This is a genomic window from Flagellimonas maritima (assembly GCF_003269425.1).
In the GTDB taxonomy this organism is placed as follows: Bacteria; Bacteroidota; Bacteroidia; order Flavobacteriales; family Flavobacteriaceae; genus Flagellimonas; species Flagellimonas maritima.
Window position 1 is genome coordinate 3,446,105 of sequence record NZ_CP030104.1, and the last position, 21,966, is coordinate 3,468,070.

22 protein-coding genes are annotated in these 21,966 nt (G+C 38.2%); 16 read left to right on the forward strand and 6 right to left on the reverse strand.

Annotated elements, in window-relative coordinates:
- The first annotated feature begins 37 nt into the window (after nt 1-37).
- The 8 genes from moaA to HME9304_RS17220 all read left to right on the forward strand — a co-directional run bounded on the left by moaA (nt 38) and on the right by HME9304_RS17220 (nt 6,700).
- Nucleotides 38-1,024, forward strand: a complete 987-nt coding sequence (moaA, locus tag HME9304_RS15300; protein ID WP_112379406.1) for a GTP 3',8-cyclase MoaA — start codon at nt 38-40, stop codon at nt 1,022-1,024.
- Nucleotides 1,025-1,037: 13 nt separating this feature from the next.
- Complete coding sequence (locus HME9304_RS15305) at nt 1,038-1,652, forward strand: NTP transferase domain-containing protein (protein WP_112379407.1); 615 nt, start codon at nt 1,038-1,040, stop codon at nt 1,650-1,652.
- Nucleotides 1,642-2,709 carry a HesA/MoeB/ThiF family protein gene (locus tag HME9304_RS15310; RefSeq protein WP_112379863.1) on the forward strand — a complete coding sequence of 356 codons (1,068 nt, stop codon included), beginning with the start codon at nt 1,642-1,644 and terminating at the stop codon, nt 2,707-2,709. The genes HME9304_RS15305 and HME9304_RS15310 overlap by 11 nt, the downstream gene beginning before the upstream one ends.
- Nucleotides 2,710-2,725: 16 nt before the next feature.
- Nucleotides 2,726-3,928, forward strand: coding sequence for a molybdopterin molybdotransferase MoeA (locus HME9304_RS15315; protein WP_112379408.1), 1,203 nt, complete (start codon nt 2,726-2,728; stop codon nt 3,926-3,928).
- 82 nt (nt 3,929-4,010) lie between these two features.
- On the forward strand, nt 4,011-5,021 hold the full coding sequence (locus tag HME9304_RS15320) for an XdhC family protein (RefSeq protein ID WP_112379409.1): 1,011 nt from the start codon (nt 4,011-4,013) through the stop codon (nt 5,019-5,021).
- A gap of 1 nt (nt 5,022) precedes the next feature.
- Entirely contained in the window at nt 5,023-5,619 is a 597-nt protein-coding gene (locus HME9304_RS15325) for a nucleotidyltransferase family protein (protein WP_112379410.1), read from the forward strand.
- A gap of 2 nt (nt 5,620-5,621) precedes the next feature.
- Nucleotides 5,622-6,371: an amidohydrolase family protein gene (locus HME9304_RS17215; RefSeq protein WP_262510366.1), complete on the forward strand. Its 750-nt coding sequence runs from the start codon at nt 5,622-5,624 to the stop codon at nt 6,369-6,371.
- Nucleotides 6,338-6,700, forward strand: coding sequence for an amidohydrolase (locus HME9304_RS17220; protein ID WP_262510367.1), 363 nt, complete (start codon nt 6,338-6,340; stop codon nt 6,698-6,700). The genes HME9304_RS17215 and HME9304_RS17220 overlap by 34 nt, the downstream gene beginning before the upstream one ends.
- Here the strand turns inward: HME9304_RS17220 and HME9304_RS15335 are convergent.
- Both HME9304_RS15335 and HME9304_RS15340 read right to left on the reverse strand, forming a co-directional pair.
- Nucleotides 6,662-6,922 carry a hypothetical protein gene (locus HME9304_RS15335; protein ID WP_112379411.1) on the reverse strand — a complete coding sequence of 87 codons (261 nt, stop codon included), beginning with the start codon at nt 6,920-6,922 and terminating at the stop codon, nt 6,662-6,664. The genes HME9304_RS17220 and HME9304_RS15335 overlap by 39 nt on opposite strands.
- Nucleotides 6,912-7,544 (reverse strand): GntR family transcriptional regulator, encoded by a 633-nt coding sequence (locus HME9304_RS15340; RefSeq protein ID WP_112379412.1) that lies wholly within the window; start codon nt 7,542-7,544, stop codon nt 6,912-6,914. Before HME9304_RS15340 ends, HME9304_RS15335 begins: the two co-directional genes overlap by 11 nt.
- Nucleotides 7,545-7,631: 87 nt before the next feature.
- Between HME9304_RS15340 and treF the strand changes: the two genes are divergently transcribed.
- Together treF and HME9304_RS15350 are read left to right on the forward strand one after the other, a co-directional pair.
- The gene (gene treF / locus HME9304_RS15345) at nt 7,632-9,218 is read left to right on the forward strand and encodes an alpha,alpha-trehalase TreF (protein WP_112379413.1); all 1,587 of its coding nucleotides are present in this window, start codon (nt 7,632-7,634) and stop codon (nt 9,216-9,218) included.
- Nucleotides 9,219-9,262: 44 nt separating this feature from the next.
- Nucleotides 9,263-10,345, forward strand: a complete 1,083-nt coding sequence (locus HME9304_RS15350) for a DUF2652 domain-containing protein (RefSeq protein WP_112379414.1) — start codon at nt 9,263-9,265, stop codon at nt 10,343-10,345.
- Here the strand turns inward: HME9304_RS15350 and HME9304_RS15355 are convergent.
- Nucleotides 10,342-10,668, reverse strand: a complete 327-nt coding sequence (locus tag HME9304_RS15355; protein WP_112379415.1) for an ArsR/SmtB family transcription factor — start codon at nt 10,666-10,668, stop codon at nt 10,342-10,344. The two genes, HME9304_RS15350 and HME9304_RS15355, sit on opposite strands and share 4 nt — an antisense overlap.
- Nucleotides 10,658-11,083, reverse strand: coding sequence for an SRPBCC family protein (locus tag HME9304_RS15360; RefSeq protein ID WP_112379416.1), 426 nt, complete (start codon nt 11,081-11,083; stop codon nt 10,658-10,660). The genes HME9304_RS15355 and HME9304_RS15360 overlap by 11 nt, the downstream gene beginning before the upstream one ends.
- Nucleotides 11,084-11,222: 139 nt before the next feature.
- Between HME9304_RS15360 and HME9304_RS15365 the strand changes: the two genes are divergently transcribed.
- From HME9304_RS15365 to HME9304_RS15375, 3 genes are all read left to right on the forward strand, one after another.
- A complete protein-coding gene (locus tag HME9304_RS15365) occupies nt 11,223-11,642 on the forward strand; it encodes a DUF3052 domain-containing protein (protein ID WP_112379417.1) in 420 nt (139 codons plus the stop codon).
- Between the two features lie 102 nt (nt 11,643-11,744).
- Nucleotides 11,745-14,990, forward strand: a complete 3,246-nt coding sequence (locus tag HME9304_RS15370) for a WD40/YVTN/BNR-like repeat-containing protein (protein ID WP_112379418.1) — start codon at nt 11,745-11,747, stop codon at nt 14,988-14,990.
- Nucleotides 14,991-14,999: 9 nt separating this feature from the next.
- The gene (locus HME9304_RS15375) at nt 15,000-15,653 is read left to right on the forward strand and encodes a class I SAM-dependent methyltransferase (RefSeq protein ID WP_112379419.1); all 654 of its coding nucleotides are present in this window, start codon (nt 15,000-15,002) and stop codon (nt 15,651-15,653) included.
- A gap of 60 nt (nt 15,654-15,713) precedes the next feature.
- Here HME9304_RS15375 and HME9304_RS15380 read toward each other — a convergent pair whose 3' ends face one another.
- Nucleotides 15,714-16,193: a hypothetical protein gene (locus HME9304_RS15380; RefSeq protein ID WP_112379420.1), complete on the reverse strand. Its 480-nt coding sequence runs from the start codon at nt 16,191-16,193 to the stop codon at nt 15,714-15,716.
- Between the two features lie 134 nt (nt 16,194-16,327).
- Between HME9304_RS15380 and HME9304_RS15385 the strand changes: the two genes are divergently transcribed.
- From HME9304_RS15385 to HME9304_RS15395, 3 genes are all read left to right on the forward strand, one after another.
- A complete protein-coding gene (locus HME9304_RS15385; protein WP_112379421.1) occupies nt 16,328-17,626 on the forward strand; it encodes an alpha/beta hydrolase family protein in 1,299 nt (432 codons plus the stop codon).
- A gap of 11 nt (nt 17,627-17,637) precedes the next feature.
- The gene (locus HME9304_RS15390; RefSeq protein ID WP_112379422.1) at nt 17,638-18,831 is read left to right on the forward strand and encodes a Gfo/Idh/MocA family protein; all 1,194 of its coding nucleotides are present in this window, start codon (nt 17,638-17,640) and stop codon (nt 18,829-18,831) included.
- 120 nt (nt 18,832-18,951) lie between these two features.
- Entirely contained in the window at nt 18,952-19,746 is a 795-nt protein-coding gene (locus HME9304_RS15395; RefSeq protein WP_112379423.1) for a hypothetical protein, read from the forward strand.
- 20 nt (nt 19,747-19,766) lie between these two features.
- On the opposite strand, the gene HME9304_RS15400 is transcribed toward HME9304_RS15395, so the two are convergent.
- Nucleotides 19,767-21,962, reverse strand: a complete 2,196-nt coding sequence (locus tag HME9304_RS15400) for a xanthine dehydrogenase family protein molybdopterin-binding subunit (RefSeq protein WP_112379424.1) — start codon at nt 21,960-21,962, stop codon at nt 19,767-19,769.
- Between the last annotated feature and the right edge of the window lie 4 nt (nt 21,963-21,966).

Genomic DNA, 21,966 nt, shown 5'->3' on the forward strand with positions numbered 1-21,966 from the left:
AAATGCTATCTTTCAACTGATTTTATGACGAACACGTATGTTGATAGACAATCACAATAGGAAAATCAATTATTTAAGACTTGCCGTAACGGACCGGTGCAACCTACGCTGTAATTATTGCATGCCTTCAGAAGGTATCGATTTTGTTAAGAATGATAAACTACTTACTATATCTGAACTGACCCAAGTCAGTAAAATACTGGTAGAGCAGGGAATCGATAAAATACGGATAACCGGTGGTGAACCTTTTGTCCGTAAGGACTTAATGGTTTTATTACGGGAATTATCAAAAATGAAAGGTTTGGAAGATATTTCCGTAACCACCAATGCCACGTTGATCGGACCACATATTGATGAATTGAAGAGATTGGGCATAAAGAATATTAATGTTAGCTTGGATTCCATCAATCGGAAAACTTTTGAAAAAATTACCCGAAGGAAACAATTCGATACTGTCCATAATAATCTCATCAAACTTATTACGGAAGGTTTCAATGTCAGAATCAATTTCATCGTCTTGGACGGGCAAAATGAACAGGACATTCTGCCAATTCTTGATGTAATGAAACATCATAATGTTTCTGTGCGATTTTTGGAAGAAATGCCCTTTAATGGTGGGTCAAAGAATTTCTCGATGATCAAATGGAATTACAGGGCTATTTTGGAGCATATTGCAAAACAATATCCTAAGTATAAAAAATTGGAATCCCCTGAAACTTCTACCTCCATAAATTATAAAATCACGGGTCACGTTGGAACGTTTGGTATAATACCTTCCTTTAGTAGAACCTTTTGTGGAAGCTGTAATCGATTACGGGTTACGGCTACTGGTGATGTAGTCACTTGTTTGTATGGAAAACCCAAAACGAACCTTAGGAATATCATTCGCGAAGCAGATAGTTCTGAAAATATTAAAAAAGCTATTTTGCAAGCAGTTGGAAGCAGGGCCAAAACAGGTTTTGATGCACAAAATGAACATGCTGCTACAGTGTTCGATAGCTCTATGACCTCAATAGGGGGTTAATAAAATCAATTGTATGAAAGGATCCATTAGAGACACACCTATATATGGTTTGGTATTGGCAGGAGGTAAAAGTACTCGTATGGGTACTGATAAAGGATTGATTTCATATCATGGAATGCCACAACAGGAATACCTCTACGGACTTTTGCAGAATATTTGTGATGAGACTTTTCTTAGTATACGTCAAGAACAGAAAATTCTGATATCCAAAAAGTTCAATACGATTATCGATAGCGATAAGTATAGAGGTCCGTTCAATGGAATATTAAGTGCCCACAACAAATATCCGGAAGTTGCATGGCTGGTTCTTGCCTGTGATCTCCCGTTAATTGATTTACGGGCTTTAAGCTTTTTGGTTGAAAGTAGAGATCCTTCTAAAGTGGCAACATCTTTTGCCACCAAAAAAACCAATTTACCGGAACCGCTTATTACTATTTGGGAGCCTAAAGGATTAAAAGAAGCGATAAACTACCTGAAAACAGCCCAAAGCAGCTGTCCTAGAAAATTTCTTATTAATAACGCTACAAATTTAGTACACCCGGCAATGGACGAAGTTTTGTACAATGCCAATTCTACTGGGGACTATGAGTACATTAAATCCAAAATTACGCCCATTAATGGAATCTAGATACTCGAGACAAACCCGTCTAAAAGAATTTGGGTCTGAAGGCCAAACTAAGCTAGCTAGTGGTAAAGTATTGGTTGTAGGCCTAGGAGGTTTGGGTATTCCTGTTTTACAATACTTGAATGCAATGGGTGTGGGAACTTTAGGACTTGTAGATCAAGACATAGTCGAATTACATAATTTGCAACGCCAGGTATTATATACTGAAAAGGATTTGGGAAGATTGAAACTTCAGGTTGCCCATGAAAAATTGTTTAGTCAGAATTCTGATACCAATTTTACATTACATGACACATTTCTTACTAGGGACAATGCGCTGGAAATTATCAAGAATTATGATGTCATTGTGGATGCCACAGATAATTTCCCCACTAGATACCTCATCAATGATGCTTGTGTAATGCTGAACAAACCATTTATATATGGTGCCTTGCACGGTTTTGAGGGTCAAATATCTGTTTTTAATTTCCAAAACGGTCCAACATACCGTTGTTTGTACCCGATAATGCCAAACATGGAAGAAATACCCAATTGTAATGAAAATGGTGTTTTGGGTGTTCTACCGGGAATTATAGGCACTTTGCAAGCATTGGAAACGGCGAAAGTACTAACTGGAGTAGGAGAGGTACTATCAGGCACACTGATGATTTATAATGGATTAATTCAGCAAACGACCAAAATTAAATTTAAGTCATATCCACCAAATAAGAAAATAAAGAAACTCAAGGACAGCTATCAGTTTCCGGGTTGTGAAGCAATACAAAACATAAGCGCAAAAAACTTCCAAAAACTACGCGATTCCCATGAAAAAATTATCTTGCTTGATGTAAGGTCATCAAAAGAATTCAATGAAAATCATATTAAAGAATCGATTAACGTACCTTTGGATAACTTATATTTGGACAGTAACTTAACCAAAAATAATAGTAAGATTTATATTTTGTGCCAATCAGGAAAGAGGAGTGCTATAGCAGCAGAAAAACTTCAACAGAGCTATCCTAAATTGACATTTTTTAGTGTTTTAGGTGGAATAGATGAACTGATGGCCATGTCATCTTAAAAGGCGATTAAAACTAATGATTTCATTTAAATCGGCATTCGATAAGGTGTTGGAAAATACTGGTGACTATGGAACCGAATCTGTAAATCTGTTGGAATCGAACGGTCGCATACTTGCTGAACAGATTTTGGCGGATAGGGATTTTCCACCTTTTGATAGAGCAACAAAAGATGGTATCGCAATAAAATTTAAAGTGGTCCAAACCAAAAAACAATCTTTTAAATCAGAAGGAATTGCGCAAGCCGGTAGCACCCAACTTGAATTGAAAGACCATTCTGCATGTATTGAGATAATGACTGGCGCGATGGTACCCATAAATACCGATACAGTGGTTATGTATGAAAATACGGTTCAGGAAAATGGAAATTTCACCATTACCGAATCAATAAAAAGGGGGCAAAACATACACTACAGAGCAAGCGATATCAGTGAAAAATCAGAACTTTTACAAATTGGGACAAAGATTGGTGCAGCTGAAATTGGGGTTTTGGCAACAGTGGGGAAATCCCAAGTCAAGGTAAAAAAGCTACCCAAGATTGCCGTTGTTGCTACGGGAAATGAGTTGGTAGAAGTAAATGAAATACCATTACCATATCAGATTAGAAAATCGAATACGTATTCCTTGGTTGCACTCTTAAGGGATAAAAATATTCATGCAGATTCCTTTCATCTCGTTGATGATAAATTGATTTTAAAGCAGCGATTAAAAAAATTACTCGCGGATTATGATGTTTTACTATTGAGCGGAGGCGTTTCCAAAGGAAAATATGATTTCTTACCAGCCGCTTTTGATGAGTTGGGTGTAAAAAAAATATTTCATAAAGTATTGCAAAGACCAGGTAAACCCTTTTGGTTTGGAAAGGACGAAGCCAGAAAAGCGATAGTATTTTCCTTTCCCGGAAACCCTGTTTCAACTTTTGTAAACTACCATGTTCATTTTATACCTTGGCTAAACAAATCGTTGGGAATTGAATCCTCTCAATTTACCGTATTTTTAGAAAACCCTATAGCAAACAATACTGGATTAACTGTTTTTATGGGTGTAAACACTAGAATCAAAGAAGGTATTCTATGTGCAAATATGTTGAGAACCTCAGGTTCTGGAGATATTTTAAGCTTGTCCCGGTCCGATGGTTTTGTGAAATTGGAACCAAATCAAGTCATAAACGGGGATGGAGCTGAACTACCATTTATACGCACAAAGAATTTTGATGTTTAAAATGTAGCAATAATCCCAAAAATTAGATATTAGGATCGGGAGCTGTAAAAATTTGTAAACCTGAAATCTGAAACCCTTTTAAATGATCCACGAGCTAAAGAATATTATTCAACATTACCAGAAACATGAGCCAATTGCCCAAAAAGCAGTTATGGCAACCGTTGTTGCCTTAGAGGGTTCATCCTATCGTAGGCCTGGGGTACGTATGCTGATTTATGGGAATGGTACTATGGTAGGCGCAGTAAGTGGCGGCTGCGTTGAAAAAGAAATTTTGAGGCAAGCACAATCCGTTTTTGTCGATGGAATTGCAAAGATTATGGAGTACGATGGCAGATATCGATTGGGCTGTGAAGGGATTCTGTATATCCTATTGGAAGTCTTTGAGCCAAACCCAGGTTTCCTTGAATACTTTTGGGAAAGTATACAGAACCGCTCAAAACTTTCCATAAAATCTTTTTATAAAAAGGAACACGGAACCAATAGCGGTTTTGGGTCTTCTTTTCGTTTTGGAGATATAGAATTGACCTTCAATAATAGAACTGCTTCAGAAGCAGATAATCTTTTATGTTTCGAACAGCAAATGCAACCTTGTTTTCAATTGGTTATAATAGGCGCAGAGCATGATGCAGTACAGTTGTGCAAATATGCAGCTTTAACGGGTTGGGAAGTAACTATAGTAACAAATCCTAGGGAAGAAAAGACAAAAAAGGATTTTTCAGGTATTGATAAGCTGCTCATTGTGGAACCTGAATCCTTTAGACCAAAACTTGATGGACAAACAGCCGTAATAATAATGACTCATAGTTTTGTGAAAGACCTTCAATTTATTAAGGCATTAAAAGACGAAAACGCTGCCTACATTGGTCTCTTGGGACCTTTTAAAAGAAGGGAAAAATTATTTGATGCTTTAATCGAACAATATCCTGATATTTCTGATACATTTATTGAAAGCATACATGGTCCAGCAGGCATAGATATCGGGGCAGAAACTCCACAAGAAATTGCAATAGCTGTTATGGCAGAGATATTGGCCGTTGTCAATAGCAAAGACCCCATGCTTTTAAAGGATAAGATTGGTAAAATCCACAGCTAAGATGTCCAAATCCATTCCAATTTTAATCTTGGCCGCAGGTTCTTCCAAAAGGATGGAAGGAAGGATAAAACAATTATTACGCTGGAAAGATACCACCCTTTTGAAACATGCAATACAACAAGCCAGGCTGATTACCGATAACATTTATATTGTTTTAGGTGCAAACGCAGATACAATAAAAGCAACAATACCTAAAGAAGATATTGTTTTTAATCCTAATTGGAAATTAGGGATTGGAAGTTCTATTTCGGCGGGGATAGAATTTGTTTTGAAGAAAAATCAGGTTATTGATGGTCTTTTAATTATGTTGGCAGACCAACCACTTCTTGATACATCCTATCTAAAAAAGCTAATGGATATGTTCATTAACGAAAATCCGAAAATAGTGGCTACCGCTTATGAAGAAAGGGTTGGAGTACCTGCAATATTCACTTTTAAAGTTCTTCCCGAGTTACTGAACCTAAATGAAGATTTTGGCGCAAAAAATATTATTAAAAAATATAGGTGCTCAACGATTACAGTCCAGCCTAATGGAAAAGAAATCGATATTGACACTCCTAATGATTATTCGCAACTCATTGAAAAAATGAATACTTAAATATGAAAATCTACACTATTACTTTACTATTTCTTTGTTTTAGTTTTTCAAAAGCTCAAGAAATGGGATTTGAGGAATATAATCCAAAACCTACATTGGTGGTATCTGAAAATCCAAAGGAGCGTGCAAAATATACCTTTATTGATGTTCATAGCCACCAGTTTCAGATGGCGACACAAAATTTAACTGGACTGATTACCGATATGGACAAAATGAACATGGGGGTCATGGTCAATCTAAGCGGTGGTTCCGGACAGGGTCTTAGGGCCATGCTGAAAAACGTAAACGACAACTACCCCAATCGCTTCGTTATTTTTGCAAATGTAGATTTTAATGGTGTAGGTAATTCCAATTGGGGTGAACAAGCCGCGGCACAACTGGAACTGGATGTAAAGACAGGTGCGAAAGGACTGAAGATCTATAAAAGCCTTGGATTGCGAAATAAAGATATAAATGGCAATCGGATAGCCATTGATGACCCTAGGTTGAACCCTATCTGGGAAAAATGTGCCGAACTTGCAATACCTGTGCTTATACACGCAGCAGACCCCAAATCATTTTGGGACCCGATGGATAAAAACAATGAAAGATGGCTGGAACTCAAGACTAGGCCCAGAAGAAAACGTTCCAATAGCGATCCCGCCCCTTGGCAACAGATTATTGATGAACAGCACCGAATGTTCAAAAACATCCAAATACTAAATTTATCAATGCACACATGGGCTGGTATGCCAATAATTTGGATAAGCTAGGAGAGCTATTGGATGAAATGCCCAATATGTCCGTAGGTATTGGGGCAATAATAGCGGAACTTGGTAGGCAGCCCAGAAGCGCCAAGCGTTTTTTCATTAAATACCAAGACAGGATACTTTTTGGTAAGGATAGCTGGAAACCAGAAGAGTTCCCAATGTATTTTAGGGTTTTGGAAACAGACGATGAATATTTTCCTTATTACAAGAAGTACCATGCTTTTTGGGCCATGTACGGACTGGATTTACCTGATGAAGTCCTAAGGAAAGTATATTATAAAAATGCGTTAAACTTAATTCCTGGAATTGATAAATCCCTTTTTGGGGAATAAGCTCTCACTTAATCTTTTTTTGGTAATGGCCCGTAGTTTATCAGACTCCAAATCTTGAAAAATGCCACATGAAATCTGCTTTTTCAATAGGGAATTGGATTTTTTACGTTTGGCCAAAGCCTCGATTTCCTTGTTTAAAAATTGCATGTAGAAAGTATTTTTATAAAAACGAAATATTCCATACTTTATTCTTAAAAAAGGATTTCGTTGCTTAGTTTTCATTGATTTGATTTTCAATAAACTCCGATATTGTCATCCAATTCATCTTTAAAATTAAGCTAGCTGTAGGAACATTATCCTCTTCAATGGCCTGTATTATAGCTTCATTTTGGCTATCAACTTTTTCCAAAAAAATAATGTCATGTTTAAAACCATGCTCATAGAAAAGCAATCTGGCAAACAAATCCTCAAGAATTTGAAGTAGAATAAGATTTTTACAATTTTTCACCAGTAATCGATGAAATTCGAACCGTTCGGTCAATCTGTTTGAAAAGGAATTGTATTGACGCAATCTGGATTGTTGCCTTTTTAGAAACGTAACATCTTCCTCGGAAAAAGAAGTATTTTCCAAGGCCAGGATTTCAAGTTGAGCTATCGTTTCATATAAGTTTCGGGCTTCATCCTTGCGAAGTTTAGAAACTACAAAACCACGATTGGGAACGGCTTCTATAATACGTGCTTGCTCCAATTGGCTTAAGGCTTCACGAATCGGAGTTACACTTATGCCAGTTTCTCTAGATAGGGAGGCGAGGTTGATTGTTTTTCCTATTTGTAGTTTACCTTGACCGATTTGCTCCAATAAATGCTTTCTTATTTGATTTCTCAAAATTCTATTTTCTTTCATAGCATTAGAGTATGAATCGTATACGATTTAACGTATAAAAATTTGGGTTATTACACTTATATTTAACTTGTTTAAAACTATAGCGACATGCAAAAATGGTATTTTGGATTCTGTTTACTTTATCTTCTCCTTGCCTGTGAGGAAAGTAGAAAACCCGCCAAGGAAATTGTTCTTTACGAATCCCAGATTTTTAAAGATGTTCAATTGGCAGCAATTTTTAAGGATTCAAAGACTTTTGTCGATTTAGTTCCCAAAATCGATATCTCTGAACTGGAATCCAAATACCTTCAGGAAAAAGAAAAGCATGATTTTGATTTAAAAATTTTTGTGGATCAGAATTTTGAAGATAGGTCCATGAAAACATTGGAATTTGAAACCGATACCACCAAGACTATGTATGAACACATTAGCTTAATGTGGGATAAATTGACGAGAGGCCCTGACAGTGTTATTGCATACTCATCAAGAATTGCACTCCCCAATAAGTATGTGGTACCTGGCGGTCGTTTTCAGGAAATTTATTATTGGGACAGTTATTTTACTATAGAGGGATTGTTGGCTGATGGCAGATATGATTTGGCCAAGGATATGGTTGACAATTTTGCGTTTTTGATAGATAGTATCGGTTTTATACCAAACGGTACACGAAATTATTATAAAACACGGTCGCAGCCACCTTTTTTTACGCTTATGGTAGATGCTCTTGCCAAAAAAGATACATCTCAGCTTAAAAATTATTTGCCACAGTTATTAAAGGAATATGAATTTTGGATGGATGGTGCGAATATTATCGAAAATGGAGAGAGCGAGCAACATATTGTTCGCATACAAGAAGATGTAACATTAAATCGGTATTGGGACAAAGGTAACACACCTCGCCCCGAAGCTTATAAGGAAGACATGCATTTGGCAAACAAACTACAATCGGATAGCTCAAAAGCAATGCTTTATCAAGATTTAAGGTCGGCTGCAGCATCAGGGTGGGATTTTAGCTCACGATGGTATACTAAAAATGGTGATTTTGGTTCAACAAAAACATCGAATATACTTCCTATTGATTTAAATTGTCTACTACACTTTATGGAATCGACCATCGCCAAAGCATATAAATTCAATGGAAATGATGGGGCGGCCAAAGAATTCAAATCCAAGGCCAATAATAGAAAGAAGGCCATTGAAAAGTACTTCTGGAACGAAGGGACTGGTTTCTATCACGATTATAATTTTACTTTGGATGAAATGACTCCAGAATTGACATTGGCAGGTGCCTTTCCATTATATTTTAATCTATCATCAACTGAGAAAGCAGAACAGGTCAAAACAGTGCTAATGGATAAATTTCTAAAGGATGGTGGTTTGGTAACTACATTGAAAAATTCCGGACAGCAATGGGATGCCCCTAATGGATGGGCACCTTTGCAATGGATTGCAGTAAATGGATTACTTAACTACGGTTATGAAGAAGAAGCAAAGGAGGTTATGGAACGCTGGCTCGCACTCAATGAAAAAGTATATAAAAATACAGGCAAGATGATGGAAAAATATAATGTAGAAGACCTTACGTTACTCTCAGGAGGAGGTGAATATGAAACTCAGGATGGATTTGGTTGGACCAATGGGGTCGCTCTCGCATTCAAAACAATGCTCACTGATATGGAAGTAACGATGGAGTAAGTTTTGGTAAATTTCGCTGACCAACTAACCAACGCCCATCACAAATGTCAAAATCGTTATTGTTTATTCCGGATATTTCCGGGTATACTAAATTTATCCAAACCACAGAAGTTGAACATAGCCAGCATGTTATCTCGGAATTATTGGAGGTATTGGTAAATGCAAATACCCAAGAACTAAAACTTGCAGAAATCGAAGGGGATGCGCTTTTCTTTTATAAAGAAAATGAAATCCCGTCTCAAGAGAATTTATTGGCTCAAGTTGAATCTATGTTTACAGCATTCTATAGCCATTTGAAAATGTTGGAAAAGAACAGGATTTGTCCTTGCAATGCCTGCGCAACCGCTAGTAATCTTCAGCTAAAAGTTATAGCTCACAGCGGTAATCTGCAACATATTGAGGTGCATGGAAACCGAAAGCCCTTTGGCGAGCAGGTCATAGAAGCACATAGATTATTAAAAAACTCAGTTGACAGCAATAATTATGTGCTTATCAGCAGGACTCTTGCTTTGCATGTACAGCTTTCACCGTACTATTCCAGCAAAATCTTTCGTTTCAGACAGGGTACAGATGTTTACGATGATAGGGAGGTAGCATATATTTATTCGCTTATTGATCCAAAGGAATTAAACCTCAGGACTTTTTCAGAACCCAGAAAAGTTGTTTTTAACCGAAATCCAGAACTAATGATTCAAAAAAAGTTTCCTGTAAGTGCAGAACAACTAATGGAGTACGTGACAAACTACTCTTTTAGGCATCAATGGATTGAGGGCGTAGATAAATTTGAATTTAATGCGAACGAAGTAACAAGAATAGGTTCCGAGCATGTATGTGTTATTAATGGGAAACATTTAGATTTTGTTACAGTAACCAAAGAGGTAAGCTCCGGGAGCTTAATTTATGGTGAGTATACTACAAGTCCACCACCAGTTGATGAATTATATCAGTTTTATATTTTTACACCAATAGGTGAGGAAAGCTGTTTATTGGAAATGGAACTTTATTGGAAAGCAAAGTCACCTCTCAAAAAGATGATGATAGCATTGGTTGCAAAAAGAATATTCCAAAAAAACTTGGAAAAAGCTCTAATTGGCCTAGAAAATTTCGTGAAAAATCAAACGAGCTAAGACTTTCCCTCATTTAAGAAAGAATCCAGATTCTTTAAAGAACTGTCCCAGAATTTTTCGTAAAATTTAACCCACTCCGTAATTTTTTGTAGAGGTTTGGCGTCTGCCGCGCAGAAACGTTCCCTTCCTTTAGTAGTAATGCCCACTAACCCTGCCTGCTCCAAAGTTTTTATATGTTTTGTAACTCCTTGCCGACTCATTTCAAATCGACCTGATATCTGTGTTATGGATAGGGCGGAGGAAGCAATGACTAAGGCGTGAAAAATCTCACGCCTCTTAGGGTCAGCAACAGCTTTTAAAATATTTGTAATATTATCTTGCATGGGCTTCTTTTGGCAAATAAGATTGAAGATCGTTGATGCACTTGTTCCATCCAGATTCGAAATTTGAGAAAAAAGTTACTGCTGAATCTTTAGCGTAATTAGAGATGCCTGAATGTTCAAGCAAAAGTTTAGTTCCATCATTGGTTTCTGTAAGTTCCCATTTCACGATTGTCTCAACATCAGTACCCTCAACAATCCAAGAATAAATTAAGGTATACGGTTCTGCATGCTTTACTTCTCCCATGATATCCTTACAATCTTCATCATCACTGGAAAAAGTGTACTTGTAACCTTTTTCGGCCTTAAAATCTGCTTTCACAAACCACGTTGAAAGCTTTTCTTCCTTGGAAATTGCTTCCCAAACGGTTTTGATTGAATGAGCAAAAAAATGCTCTTTTCTGATTACATCTTTCATTTTGCTATAATATATTTAATTAATAATGCAACTATAAGGTTGCTAATTTAATCAAATAAATTTAAAGCGCAACTATTTGGTTGCTTTTTAAAGAGTAAATTTATGTTTAATTTTATACAATTGTTTAATTTTCAATATTTTGAAGAAATCTGCTGGCTATTCAAGAACACCTTTAGCAAAAAAACTGGGCATTAAGGAAGGTCATTCAATTCTGGTTTACAAGGAGCCGAGTCATTATTGGAGCCTTTTTGAAGATTTACCGGAAAATATTTCTGTTCAAAAAAAACCAGGAACTGAGAACGTTGATTTTATTCATATTTTTTGTACTTCTATAGCTGAACTCCATGACATTGCAAAAAAATATAAGGCTGCCTTAAAAAAAGATGGTATGCTATGGGCGAGCTGGCCAAAGGGAAGTTCTAAAATTGATACCGATTTAAAGCGCGAACCTGTGCGCGACCATCTTCTCTCAATAGGGCTGGTAGATATAAAAGTGGCTGCAGTGGACGAAAATTGGAGCGGTTTAAAATTTGTTTATCGACTGAAAGATAGAAAGTAAGAAGTTTTATAGCGAAAACCACTCATTTTCACATTTTTTTTGGAATTGAACCTATCTCTTTTGGTTAACTTACAATGCTAATTCAACCAAAATAATCCTCACATGAAACTCATTTCAAAAGCTTGCTTTCTTACCATTTTCTTGATTCTTTTTCAAGTATCAGCCCAACAACCCGATTCAACAACCTATAAAGGATTGGAATTTAGAAGTATAGGCCCTGCCTTTACTTCTGGTCGTATTGCTGACATTGCAATTCATCCAAAAAATGAAAGCATTTGGTATGTTGCCGTCGGTTCCGGGGGTGTTTGGAAAACCAAAAATGCGGGGACGACTTGGAAACCGATTTTTGACAATGAATCCAGTTATTCAATAGGTTGTATAACCATTGACCCAACAAATCCAAATACAATCTGGGTAGGGACAGGCGAAAATGTGGGAGGTAGGCATGTAGGCTTTGGAGACGGAATCTATGTAAGCCATAATGGAGGTAAAACATGGGAGAATATGGGACTTACAACTTCCGAACATATTTCTAAAATTATAGTGCACCCTGAGGATTCAAATACAATATGGGTCGCTTCACAAGGTCCACTTTGGAATAAGGGCGGGGAACGTGGTTTCTATAAATCCGTAGACGGTGGGAAAACATGGAAGAGAACCCTGGGGGATGATGAATGGACAGGTGTTACAGATATTATAATGGACCATACAAATCCGGATATTCTATACGCTGCTAGTTGGGACAGGCACCGAACAGTAGCAGCTTATATGGGCGGCGGTCCAGGTTCCGGAATTCATAAAAGTACCGATGGTGGAGAAACTTGGTCAAAACTGACCGAAGGTATTCCAAAATCCAACTTGGGTAAAATTGGATTGGCAATCTCTCCGTTCGATAATGAAATCATTTATGCAGCAATAGAACTGGACCGAAAGAAAGGTGGGGTTTTTATTTCCAATAATCAGGGCGAGACATGGACCAAACAATCTGATGCTGTATCAGGCGGTACAGGACCACACTATTATCAAGAGCTTTATGCTTCGCCACATCAAGAGGGTAGGTTGTATTTAATGAGCAACACTGTTCTGATTTCCGATAATCATGGAAAAACGTTTGAAAAAATGAACGAAAAAACCAAGCATGGCGATAGTCATGCCATCGCTTTTAAGGATTCCGATCCCGATTATGTCCTTTTTGGTACAGATGGCGGTTTGTACGAATCTTATGATTTGACCAAGACTTGGCGATACTTTGAAAATCTTCCGATCACCCAGTATTATAAGCTGGCCGTGGATGATACGGAACCATTTTATAATATATATGGTGGCACACAGGACAATGGGTCCCATGGTGGACCTTCACAAACTACGAACCAAGCAGGAATTTTAAGTTCGGATTGGTGGAAAACCCTTGGAGCAGACGGACATCAATCAGCCATAGAGCCAGGCAACCCAGATATTACGTACGGCGAGTTCCAAGAAGGTTGGCTATGGCGAATTGACCAAACTACTGGCGAAACCGTTTTTATTCAGCCACAACCTGCAATGGGTGAGCCCCATGAGCGTTTCAATTGGGATGCTCCTATTTTGGTAAGCCCTCACAATCCCAAACGGTTGTATTTCGCGTCCTATCGTGTTTGGAAATCAGAGAATAGAGGTGATGATTGGACCGCTATTTCAAAAGACTTGACCAGAAATGAAGAGCGATTGGCTTTACCGATTATGGGAAGACAGCAAAGCTGGGACAACCCTTGGGATGTAGGTGCAATGTCCAATTACAATACCATTACCTCATTGGCAGAATCGCCAATACAAGAAGGACTCATTTATGCGGGAACGGATGATGGAATTCTACAGGTTACCGAAGATGGTGGGGCTACTTGGACCAAGATTATGTTGGGAACTATAAAGGGAGTTCCCGATAGAGTGTTCGTAAACGATGTTAGGGCGGACCTTTACGACGCGAACACAGTTTACTTGGTACTCGATAACCATAAAGAAGGTGATTTTAGACCATTTCTCCTAAAAAGCACTGATAAAGGAAGAAGCTGGAATTCAATAAAGGGTAATCTTCCTGAGCGTTTGCTTACATGGCGTATCGTTCAAGACCACAAGAAGAAAGGGCTTTTATTCGCGGCTACGGAATTTGGAATTTATTTCACCAATAATGGGGGGAGTAATTGGGTGCAACTTCAAGGTGGACTCCCTACAATACCTTTTAGGGATATTACGATACAGAGAAGAGAGGACGATTTAGTGGGTGCGTCATTCGGAAGGGGTTTCTATATTTTGGACGATATATCACCATTGCGGGATTTTGACGCTTCCAAGATGAATGAATCCGTGCTCTTTAAAGTGAAACCTGCATATTGGTACATTCAGAAAAGTGCCCTTCGCGGACAGGGGAATACACAATTCGTAGCAAAAAATCCACCTTTTGGAGCAACATTTACCTATTATTTGCCAGAGAAATTAAAGACCTTAAAAGAAACCAGAACAGAAAGAGAAAAAGCGCTTAACAAACAAAAAAGTAATATTTCTTTTCCTGGTTGGGATGCTTTGGAAGATGAAAAAAATCAAGAAGATTCTGCTGTGATATTGATTATAAAAGATAACGAAGGCAATGTTTTGAATTCCATACAAGGGACCAACAAGAAAGGATTCAATCGTGTTGCTTGGAACTTAACGTATGCCAATAGGTCCGGAATACCTTTGGAAGTGCCAAAAAGCGATGATGATGATTTTTTTGGATCCCCTTATTTGGCAACTCCAGGAACATATTCGGTTGAGTTGCATAAACGTGTTGATGGAGAGTTACAACAACTTTCCAATACCCAGACTTTTCAGGTAAAACCCTTAAAGGAAGGTGCCTTACCCGCTAAACCTACTTCGGAAATCGATGCTTTTCGAGGTATGTTCCAAAAATTTCAACAAGATTTGGCTGCTACAAATTCCATATTGGAAAAAAGTATAAAGAAAACAAATGCCATGAAACGTGCTTTGGATGAAGCCGAAAGACCATCTTCGGCACTATATGCCAAAATCAATAACGCCAGAACAAAACTTTTGGCACTGAACAGACAAATGAAGGGCAATCCTGCCAAAAATGAGGTAGGGGAGAAGACAAACCCCTCTCCAGAAGATGGCAGTTTTATAGGCTTTGTAGCACTGGGAAATACGTACGGCCCAACAGGAAACCACAAAATGGCAATGCAAAGATCACAAAATCAGCTGAATAGTTTAAAGAGGGATTTAAAAACAATAGTGGATGATACATTTCCCAATCTGGAAGAAGAGCTAAAGGCTGCTGGGGCTCCGTGGATTGAAGGACAGGGACTGATTCAGGATTAAAAGTTTACCATGAACTCTGCAAATAATATTTTGATAGTTCTTTTGTTCTCAGTCATTGGGATGCAAAGTCAATATACAGAATCTGATTGGGCAGAACGGGATGAATGGATGAAGACCACTACATTATTGAAAATGGGAGATGTTTCCTTTGGAGATGTGGTTGCAGATATTGGATGCCATGAAGGTTATCTAAGTACCCGTCTATCCAGTTTGGTTGGACATAATGGGAAGGTCTATGCTATAGATGTACGTGAAGATCGGCTGGAAAAATTGAGAGCCAATGCGAAAAAGCGAAATATTTCCAACATAATAACGATATTAGGAGATTATGATAATCCAAAATTGCCTACGGGCAGTTTGGATGCAGTTTTTATCATAGATACTTATCATGAAATGGATTCTTATGTAAAAATCCTTGAGCACGTAAAAAATGCGCTGAAACCTAACGGGAAATTAATGGTTTTAGAAAAATTAAAGGATAAAATAAAGGGAAAAACCAGAAAAGAACAGGTTGCAGCGCATTCGTTATCAATTGATTATGTGAGAAAAGAATTGAAACAAGCAGGGTTTTCTATAATTTCCGAAATCAATGACCACGGGAAATGGGAAAAAGAGCAAGATAAACAGATGTGGATGATTTTAGCAGAAAAAAATAAGATATAATTATCCGTAATTTATTCAAGTTCAAGCAATCTGAAAATCCAATTAAAATTTATTGGTATTTTAATTCTTTCTTAATTCATAAACAAAACTCTGAATGCCCGGTAGTTCATTACCAACTTCATTTACAAGCATTCCACCATTAATTTTGAGCGTTGATAGCACATCATCTCCTGAAAAAGTAGCTTCAATTTCATCAGAAAACCATGTTCCCGAAGCTGAAACGGTATCTGAACAACTAAATGCAAATTGATCATTTGTTATAGAGGTTATGGTTATTGGAGTTTGATTATAAGTCCAAACCAAATCTCCATCTATCAAGAGGGTTCCAAAAATACAATCCATTTCATCCACCAAATTTTTGGAAGCAGCACCATTTGAGTCAATATCCTGTTCAGCACTGACATTGACTTCAACCAAGTCCCAAAGTCCGATAACATTAAAATTGGGAGGCTCAACGCCATTGTTGTCATCATTAATGTTACAGGATAAGAGTGTACTAATTAAGAAAAAAATGAAAAAACTTTTTTTAATGTTAGTCATAACACAATTTTTTCTGTAAAATAAAACAATTTATTCAGAATTCATTGGAATACAATCGTTCACGGGTACTCATCTTCAATTTTTTGCATATTATTTTACTACATTTAAAAGATTGATTCATAAATCCTCTTTATATGACCAAACTATCTGCTACACTTTACAGTATTATTCTAAGTTTCACCATTTGTCAAAATTTATATTCACAAAGTGAGTTTTTGGTCGGGGATGCGCTACCTGATGCTCCAGAACTCACCTATCGTGGTTCTTATGGGGTGGGAGTCCAAACCGTTGACTTGATACATGAAGATCAATTGAATGTTTTGAGCATAAAGAATGGCATGGGAAAACAATATGACCGTCCTATTACTATAGAAGTTTGGTATCCTGCAATTATTCCTGACAATGTTGAAGAAATAGAAATATACACCCAGGTATTGGGCAAGAACGGTACTGAAGATCGTCCTGTCACACCTTTTAATTTTAAAGGTAGGGCCTTAAGAAATGCAGTTATCGTTAAAGACAAAGGGAAATTCCCTTTGGTCATTCTATCTCATGGTTACGTAGGCTCACGATTTCTGTTTACCTATTTATCTGAAAACTTAGCATCAAAGGGATATGTCGTTGTTTCTATTGATCATACGGATTCTACTTATAAAGATGCAGCTCATTTCACAAGTACTTTGGTCAATAGATCCCTTGATCAATTATTTGTTTTAAACGAAATTGAACGACTCTCCAACCAATCAAGTGATAGTTTTCTCGCTGAAATGGTCGATACCTCAAATACGGGACTGGTAGGTTATTCCATGGGGGGATATGGAGGGCTAAATACCTGTGGTGCAGGATATAGTAAAGAAGCCGTAGCTTTTTTTAAATCAATGACCGGTGGAAGCAATGCGCTGGATCAGCTGGCAATGGATAACGAATCTTATAGAAATTCGATAGATTCAAGAATAAAGGCTTTTGTTGCTCTAGCGCCATGGGGAATGACCAATGGTGTATGGAACGAAGAAGGACTTGCTAATTTAAAAACACCCACGCTGTTTGTAGCGGGTAGTGAGGATGACGTATCCGGATATGAAGATGGAATCAAGTCCATTTACGAAGGTACCGTCAATAGCAATCGTTATTTACTAACCTACATAAACGCAAGGCACAATGTAGCCCCGAACCCTCCAGTACCGGCAACAATGAAAAAGGGATTACATATTGATGAATATTTAAGATATGCTGATTCGGTTTGGGACATGAGAAGAATCAATAATGTCAATCAACATTTTATCACTGCTTTTTTTGGAATTCATTTAAAAGGGATTGATTATACCAAGTACCTCAACCTGAAACCGAATGCAAACACAGGAAATTGGGAAGGATTTAAACCAAGAACCTCTATAGGAATGGAATTGCTGCATTCAGCTTCAAAAAGCGAATAATCAACAATCATATGAAAAGAAGGGATTTTATTATAGGGACTGGAGCAGCAGCATTGACCGCCGCCTCGTATGGCAATATTCTCGGTGCAAATGATAAAATTGGGATTGCTGTTGTTGGCGCGGGAAGGCGCGGGAGATGGGTTCTCGGTGAAATGCTAAAGACCAATCAAGTAAAACCAATTATATTTTGTGATGTTTGGGATCAACAGGTAAGACGAACCATTGATTATCTAGAGCTCGGTGAAGTTCCTATGACCTATGATTTGGAAGAAGTGTTGAAAAACGATAGGGTAGATGCTATACTTTTGGCAACACCAGATCATCTCCATAAAGGGTATGCAATCCGTATTTTAGCTGCGGGAAAACACTTGCTCCTTGAAAAACCCGTAACCTTGCATTATAAAGAGGGAGATGCACTTAAACAAGCAGTTGCAAATAGTGGTGTGGTTTGTCAAACAGGGACGCAGCAGCGCAGTGGGCAGATGTACCAGCGTGTAAAAGAGGAATTTTTTGGCGGTTCAAAAAAACTAGGAGATATTGTCTTCGTAAGGGCTGTTTGGAGCAATTTTGGATGGCAAAGAAGACAACTGGAACAGCAGCCTATGCCACAGAATTTTAAATGGGATATGTTTCTTGGCCCAGCTCCGAAAACAGATTATTATTGGCCAAGATATGATGGTTGGCGACATTATAAAGAGTACGGTACAGGCATACTATCCGATTTGTTGACACATTGGGGCGATGTTGCACAATGGATGATGGAAGATACAGATCCTTTAAATGCAGTAACTACAGGTGGAATCTATCATTTAAAAGATGATAGGACGAATCCGGATACTGTGAATACCATAATTCAATACAAAGCAGGTTGGAACTTTACTTTTGAGTGTAGTGTGATGCCTATCGTAAATCCGCATGATTCGGTACTTTTTCACGGTACAGAAGGAAAACTTGAGCTTTTTCGCTCAGGATATATTTATACCCCGCATAAAGGTGACCAAGTAGTTTTTGAGAACAATGAGAATTTGACCTATGCACACGTCAAAAACTTTTTTGATGCGATTAAAACGGGAGCTAAGCTCACAGCTCCAATCAGTGTGGGTCTAAATGCAGTGAAACCATCGCATTTGGCAGCGGCTTCATATTGGTCAGGTAAACGAATGGAATTCAATGCAAATCAAACAGAAATAATTGAGGTTTTATAAATCCGATTATGTAGCTCTTGTATTTCGTTTCAACAGTGTATTATGTCGATTAACCCACCAAAAGAATACTAAAAAATACTGCTATACGTTAGAGGTGCGTAACCCCAACAATAAAGTAGCATGAACAATTTTACTCAAATAGCCTACAAGCTATCGCTTTTGGTATTTATTTCAATTTACTTTTTAGGATGTAGTGAAGACGGAAATTCTTCAGGAGATAGCGAGGACTTCTCGCAAACTGAACTACAGACCGTTTTGGAGACCGATAAAATAGCAGGGACTGTTGATAGTGTACTGGCGGAAATTTTTCTGACCAATAGTGTAATGGACAAATCTTTTGCTTCGTCCAACAACTGTTATTCTGTTGAAAATTCACAGACCGGTTTTGTTGTCAACTTTAACAATTGTAGACTTAACGGCACCAATAACATCAACGGAAAATTAACTGTTGTCTATGCTATAGTTGACGAAACTGCTGCATTCACTGCAACATACACAGATTTTTATGTAGGCACGCTTAGAGTAAATGGTACAAGAAATTATACGCTTACCAGCACACTTGACGAGAACCGTATATCTTTTACGGTAATCAGTGATATGTTGGTAGCGGATGAAAGTGGTGCTGTAATTTCTGAAAGTGGGACAAAGACCTTTGATTTTACGTTTGGGGATACTTTGGCAACCAGTGTTTTTGATTTTAGTGGAATTTGGCAGGTCGAAGCTAATGGAAATACGTATGTTGTAGAGACCGTTGACAATTTAAAGGGTACGCTTAACTGTAGGCATCTTATCAGCGGAAGCTTTGACATCAATAAGAATGGGTTTATCATTAATGTGGATTTTGGAGACGGGGAATGTGACAACCTTGCGACTATTACATCTCCGAACGGAAATTCACAAGAAGTCACATTTTAATAGAACGGCATCACCCACTTTTAAGCACTTTTGTGATTATTCAACGCAAATTGTAAGGGCATTGTTCTTATACGCTTTCCGGTTAGTCTAAAGACTGCATTTGCCACTGCAGCCCCAATTGGCCCTAGAGGTGGTTCTCCAACTGCGTCAGGTTTATCATCATTTTGAAGCAAAACAACATCGATTTCCTTGGGGGCATCCTTCATTAATGCCATTTGATATGGACCGTAGATGGTTGGGGTAAGTTCCCCGTCGACTACTTCCATTTTTTCAAAAATGGATGCGCTCATTCCCATAATGATTGCACCTTCACACTGCGCCCTCACCTGATCTGGATTTATTATAATACCGGGGTCCATTGCGCAAGTGACCTTATGGACCTTAATTTTATCATTTGTAATGGAAACCTCGACTACTTGGGCGCAAGGAGTATTTGCATCAGTAGAAGCGGCGAAGCCCATAGCCCTTCCATTTATAACTTCATCAACATATCCCGCTTTTTTTGCAACGGCCCTGATGACCTTTTTTAATCGAATCCCCCGTTTATCATCTTGTATTTGATCTAAACGGAACTGCACAGGGTCCTTCTTTGCCTTGATAGAAAGTTCATCCATAAAGCTTTCAATGGCAAATGTGTTTGCGAGCAGCCCTAGGCTACGCCACCAGCTCGTGGCAAAAGGCAGTTTTACGCGCCAAGAAATTGCTTGGAAATTTGGAATTTTCCCATATTGTATCATTCCTCCTCGCCAAGCTCCTAAATCTGCACCAAGGATAGGCTCCGCAAAACTGGGCAGCATTGGGGAGCCAAAGGCTACATCACCACTCGAAACATTATGTTCTATCCCCTCAATCATTCCATTTTCCGACAGTTTTGCTTTTAAAACATGATGGGTGGGAGGTCGGAAGGTGTCATTTTGAAACTCTTCCTTTCTTGTGAAAAAACACTTTACGGGTTTTCCAACGGCTTTTGATAAAACGGCCGCCTGCATTCCATTTGGGGTATGCAGGCGTCGCCCAAAACCTCCACCCAAAAAAGTGGGAACGATGTTCACTTTTTCTTTATCCATTCCCAAACGCTCGGCAATCTCGTCCCTAGTAATTTTAACTACTTGTGTAGATATAATAACGGTAACTTTATCTGCTTCTACGTGGGCAAGTGCGCCATTGGGTTCCAGTTGCGCATGTGCACCGATAGGACTTTTAAATTCAGAAATTACAATCCCTTTGTCATCTTCAAATAGTTTTTCAACATTTCCTTCTTTCTGGATTACAAAAGGTTTACCCTTTCCAACTTCAACCATAGCTTCAATATCTGAAGTTTGCCAGAATTTTTCTGATTTCCAGTTGGTTTCGATGGCTTTTTTGGCGTTTTCTGCTTCTAGTAAAGAATTGGCAACAACTCCAACGAAATCATTTTCTTTAACAACTTTTACCACACCCGGCATTTTCTCGGCCTCAACAATATGTACACCAACAAGCGTAGCATCGATTGCGGATGGCCTCACGACAGCACCATAAAGCATATCGGGCATCTTTGCATCCATCCCAAAAATTGGTGTACCAAAAACTTTATCGTGCAAATCAACGCGTGGAATTGGTTTTCCTACCAATTTATATGACTTTACATCTTTCAAGGTGGGGGTGTCTGGAATTTCCCAGTTCTTTTTATCTTTTACTGTTTCTGCATATGAAATGGATTGATTTCCATTTGAAATAATTCCATTTGCTAAAGTTAAATCGATTATGTTGGCCTCCAGTTTCTTGGCAGCTTCAATTTTTATCATTTCCCGCATGGTGGCGGCAAGCTCCCTAACAGGTTGCCATAGAGAAGAAATGGAAGTACTGCCACCCGTTGCAAATTCGTCCATGTTCCCTGAAATTGATGGGGCGTGGGTAACTTTTATTTGCGAAACAGGTATTTCCAGCTCCTCAGCGGCTATTTGAGCCAAGCCCGTAAAAACGCCTTGTCCCATTTCCACCTTTGGGGAATAGAGCATCACTGAATTATCCGGTAATATCTCGAACCAAATAGTGGGTGTATCGGTATTTCCCATATAAGGTGGTTCAGCAGAATTTACCTGATTTGCAATGACTCTTCGAATTGAACCTCTAAAAACGTATGTTCCGATAGCTAAAACGCCAATAGTGCCGACACTTCCGAGCACAAAGAACTTTCGTCGCGATATTTTCTTTTCGCTTTTTTCTTTTTTGCCCATAATG

Bases quoted from the DNA above. Each gene is read 5' to 3' on its own strand.
- moaA (WP_112379406.1), top strand. From the start codon at position 38: ATGTTGATAGACAATCACAATAGGAAAATCAATTATTTAAGACTTGCC.
- HME9304_RS15305 (WP_112379407.1), top strand. From the start codon at position 1,038: ATGAAAGGATCCATTAGAGACACACCTATATATGGTTTGGTATTGGCA.
- HME9304_RS15310 (WP_112379863.1), top strand. From the start codon at position 1,642: ATGGAATCTAGATACTCGAGACAAACCCGTCTAAAAGAATTTGGGTCT.
- HME9304_RS15315 (WP_112379408.1), top strand. From the start codon at position 2,726: ATGATTTCATTTAAATCGGCATTCGATAAGGTGTTGGAAAATACTGGT.
- HME9304_RS15320 (WP_112379409.1), top strand. From the start codon at position 4,011: ATGATCCACGAGCTAAAGAATATTATTCAACATTACCAGAAACATGAG.
- HME9304_RS15325 (WP_112379410.1), top strand. From the start codon at position 5,023: ATGTCCAAATCCATTCCAATTTTAATCTTGGCCGCAGGTTCTTCCAAA.
- HME9304_RS17215 (WP_262510366.1), top strand. From the start codon at position 5,622: ATGAAAATCTACACTATTACTTTACTATTTCTTTGTTTTAGTTTTTCA.
- HME9304_RS17220 (WP_262510367.1), top strand. From the start codon at position 6,338: ATGGGCTGGTATGCCAATAATTTGGATAAGCTAGGAGAGCTATTGGAT.
- HME9304_RS15335 (WP_112379411.1), bottom strand. From the start codon at position 6,922: ATGAAAACTAAGCAACGAAATCCTTTTTTAAGAATAAAGTATGGAATA.
- HME9304_RS15340 (WP_112379412.1), bottom strand. From the start codon at position 7,544: ATGAAAGAAAATAGAATTTTGAGAAATCAAATAAGAAAGCATTTATTG.
- treF (WP_112379413.1), top strand. From the start codon at position 7,632: ATGCAAAAATGGTATTTTGGATTCTGTTTACTTTATCTTCTCCTTGCC.
- HME9304_RS15350 (WP_112379414.1), top strand. From the start codon at position 9,263: ATGTCAAAATCGTTATTGTTTATTCCGGATATTTCCGGGTATACTAAA.
- HME9304_RS15355 (WP_112379415.1), bottom strand. From the start codon at position 10,668: ATGCAAGATAATATTACAAATATTTTAAAAGCTGTTGCTGACCCTAAG.
- HME9304_RS15360 (WP_112379416.1), bottom strand. From the start codon at position 11,083: ATGAAAGATGTAATCAGAAAAGAGCATTTTTTTGCTCATTCAATCAAA.
- HME9304_RS15370 (WP_112379418.1), top strand. From the start codon at position 11,745: ATGAAACTCATTTCAAAAGCTTGCTTTCTTACCATTTTCTTGATTCTT.
- HME9304_RS15375 (WP_112379419.1), top strand. From the start codon at position 15,000: ATGAACTCTGCAAATAATATTTTGATAGTTCTTTTGTTCTCAGTCATT.
- HME9304_RS15380 (WP_112379420.1), bottom strand. From the start codon at position 16,193: ATGACTAACATTAAAAAAAGTTTTTTCATTTTTTTCTTAATTAGTACA.
- HME9304_RS15385 (WP_112379421.1), top strand. From the start codon at position 16,328: ATGACCAAACTATCTGCTACACTTTACAGTATTATTCTAAGTTTCACC.
- HME9304_RS15390 (WP_112379422.1), top strand. From the start codon at position 17,638: ATGAAAAGAAGGGATTTTATTATAGGGACTGGAGCAGCAGCATTGACC.
- HME9304_RS15395 (WP_112379423.1), top strand. From the start codon at position 18,952: ATGAACAATTTTACTCAAATAGCCTACAAGCTATCGCTTTTGGTATTT.
- HME9304_RS15400 (WP_112379424.1), bottom strand. From the start codon at position 21,962: ATGGGCAAAAAAGAAAAAAGCGAAAAGAAAATATCGCGACGAAAGTTC.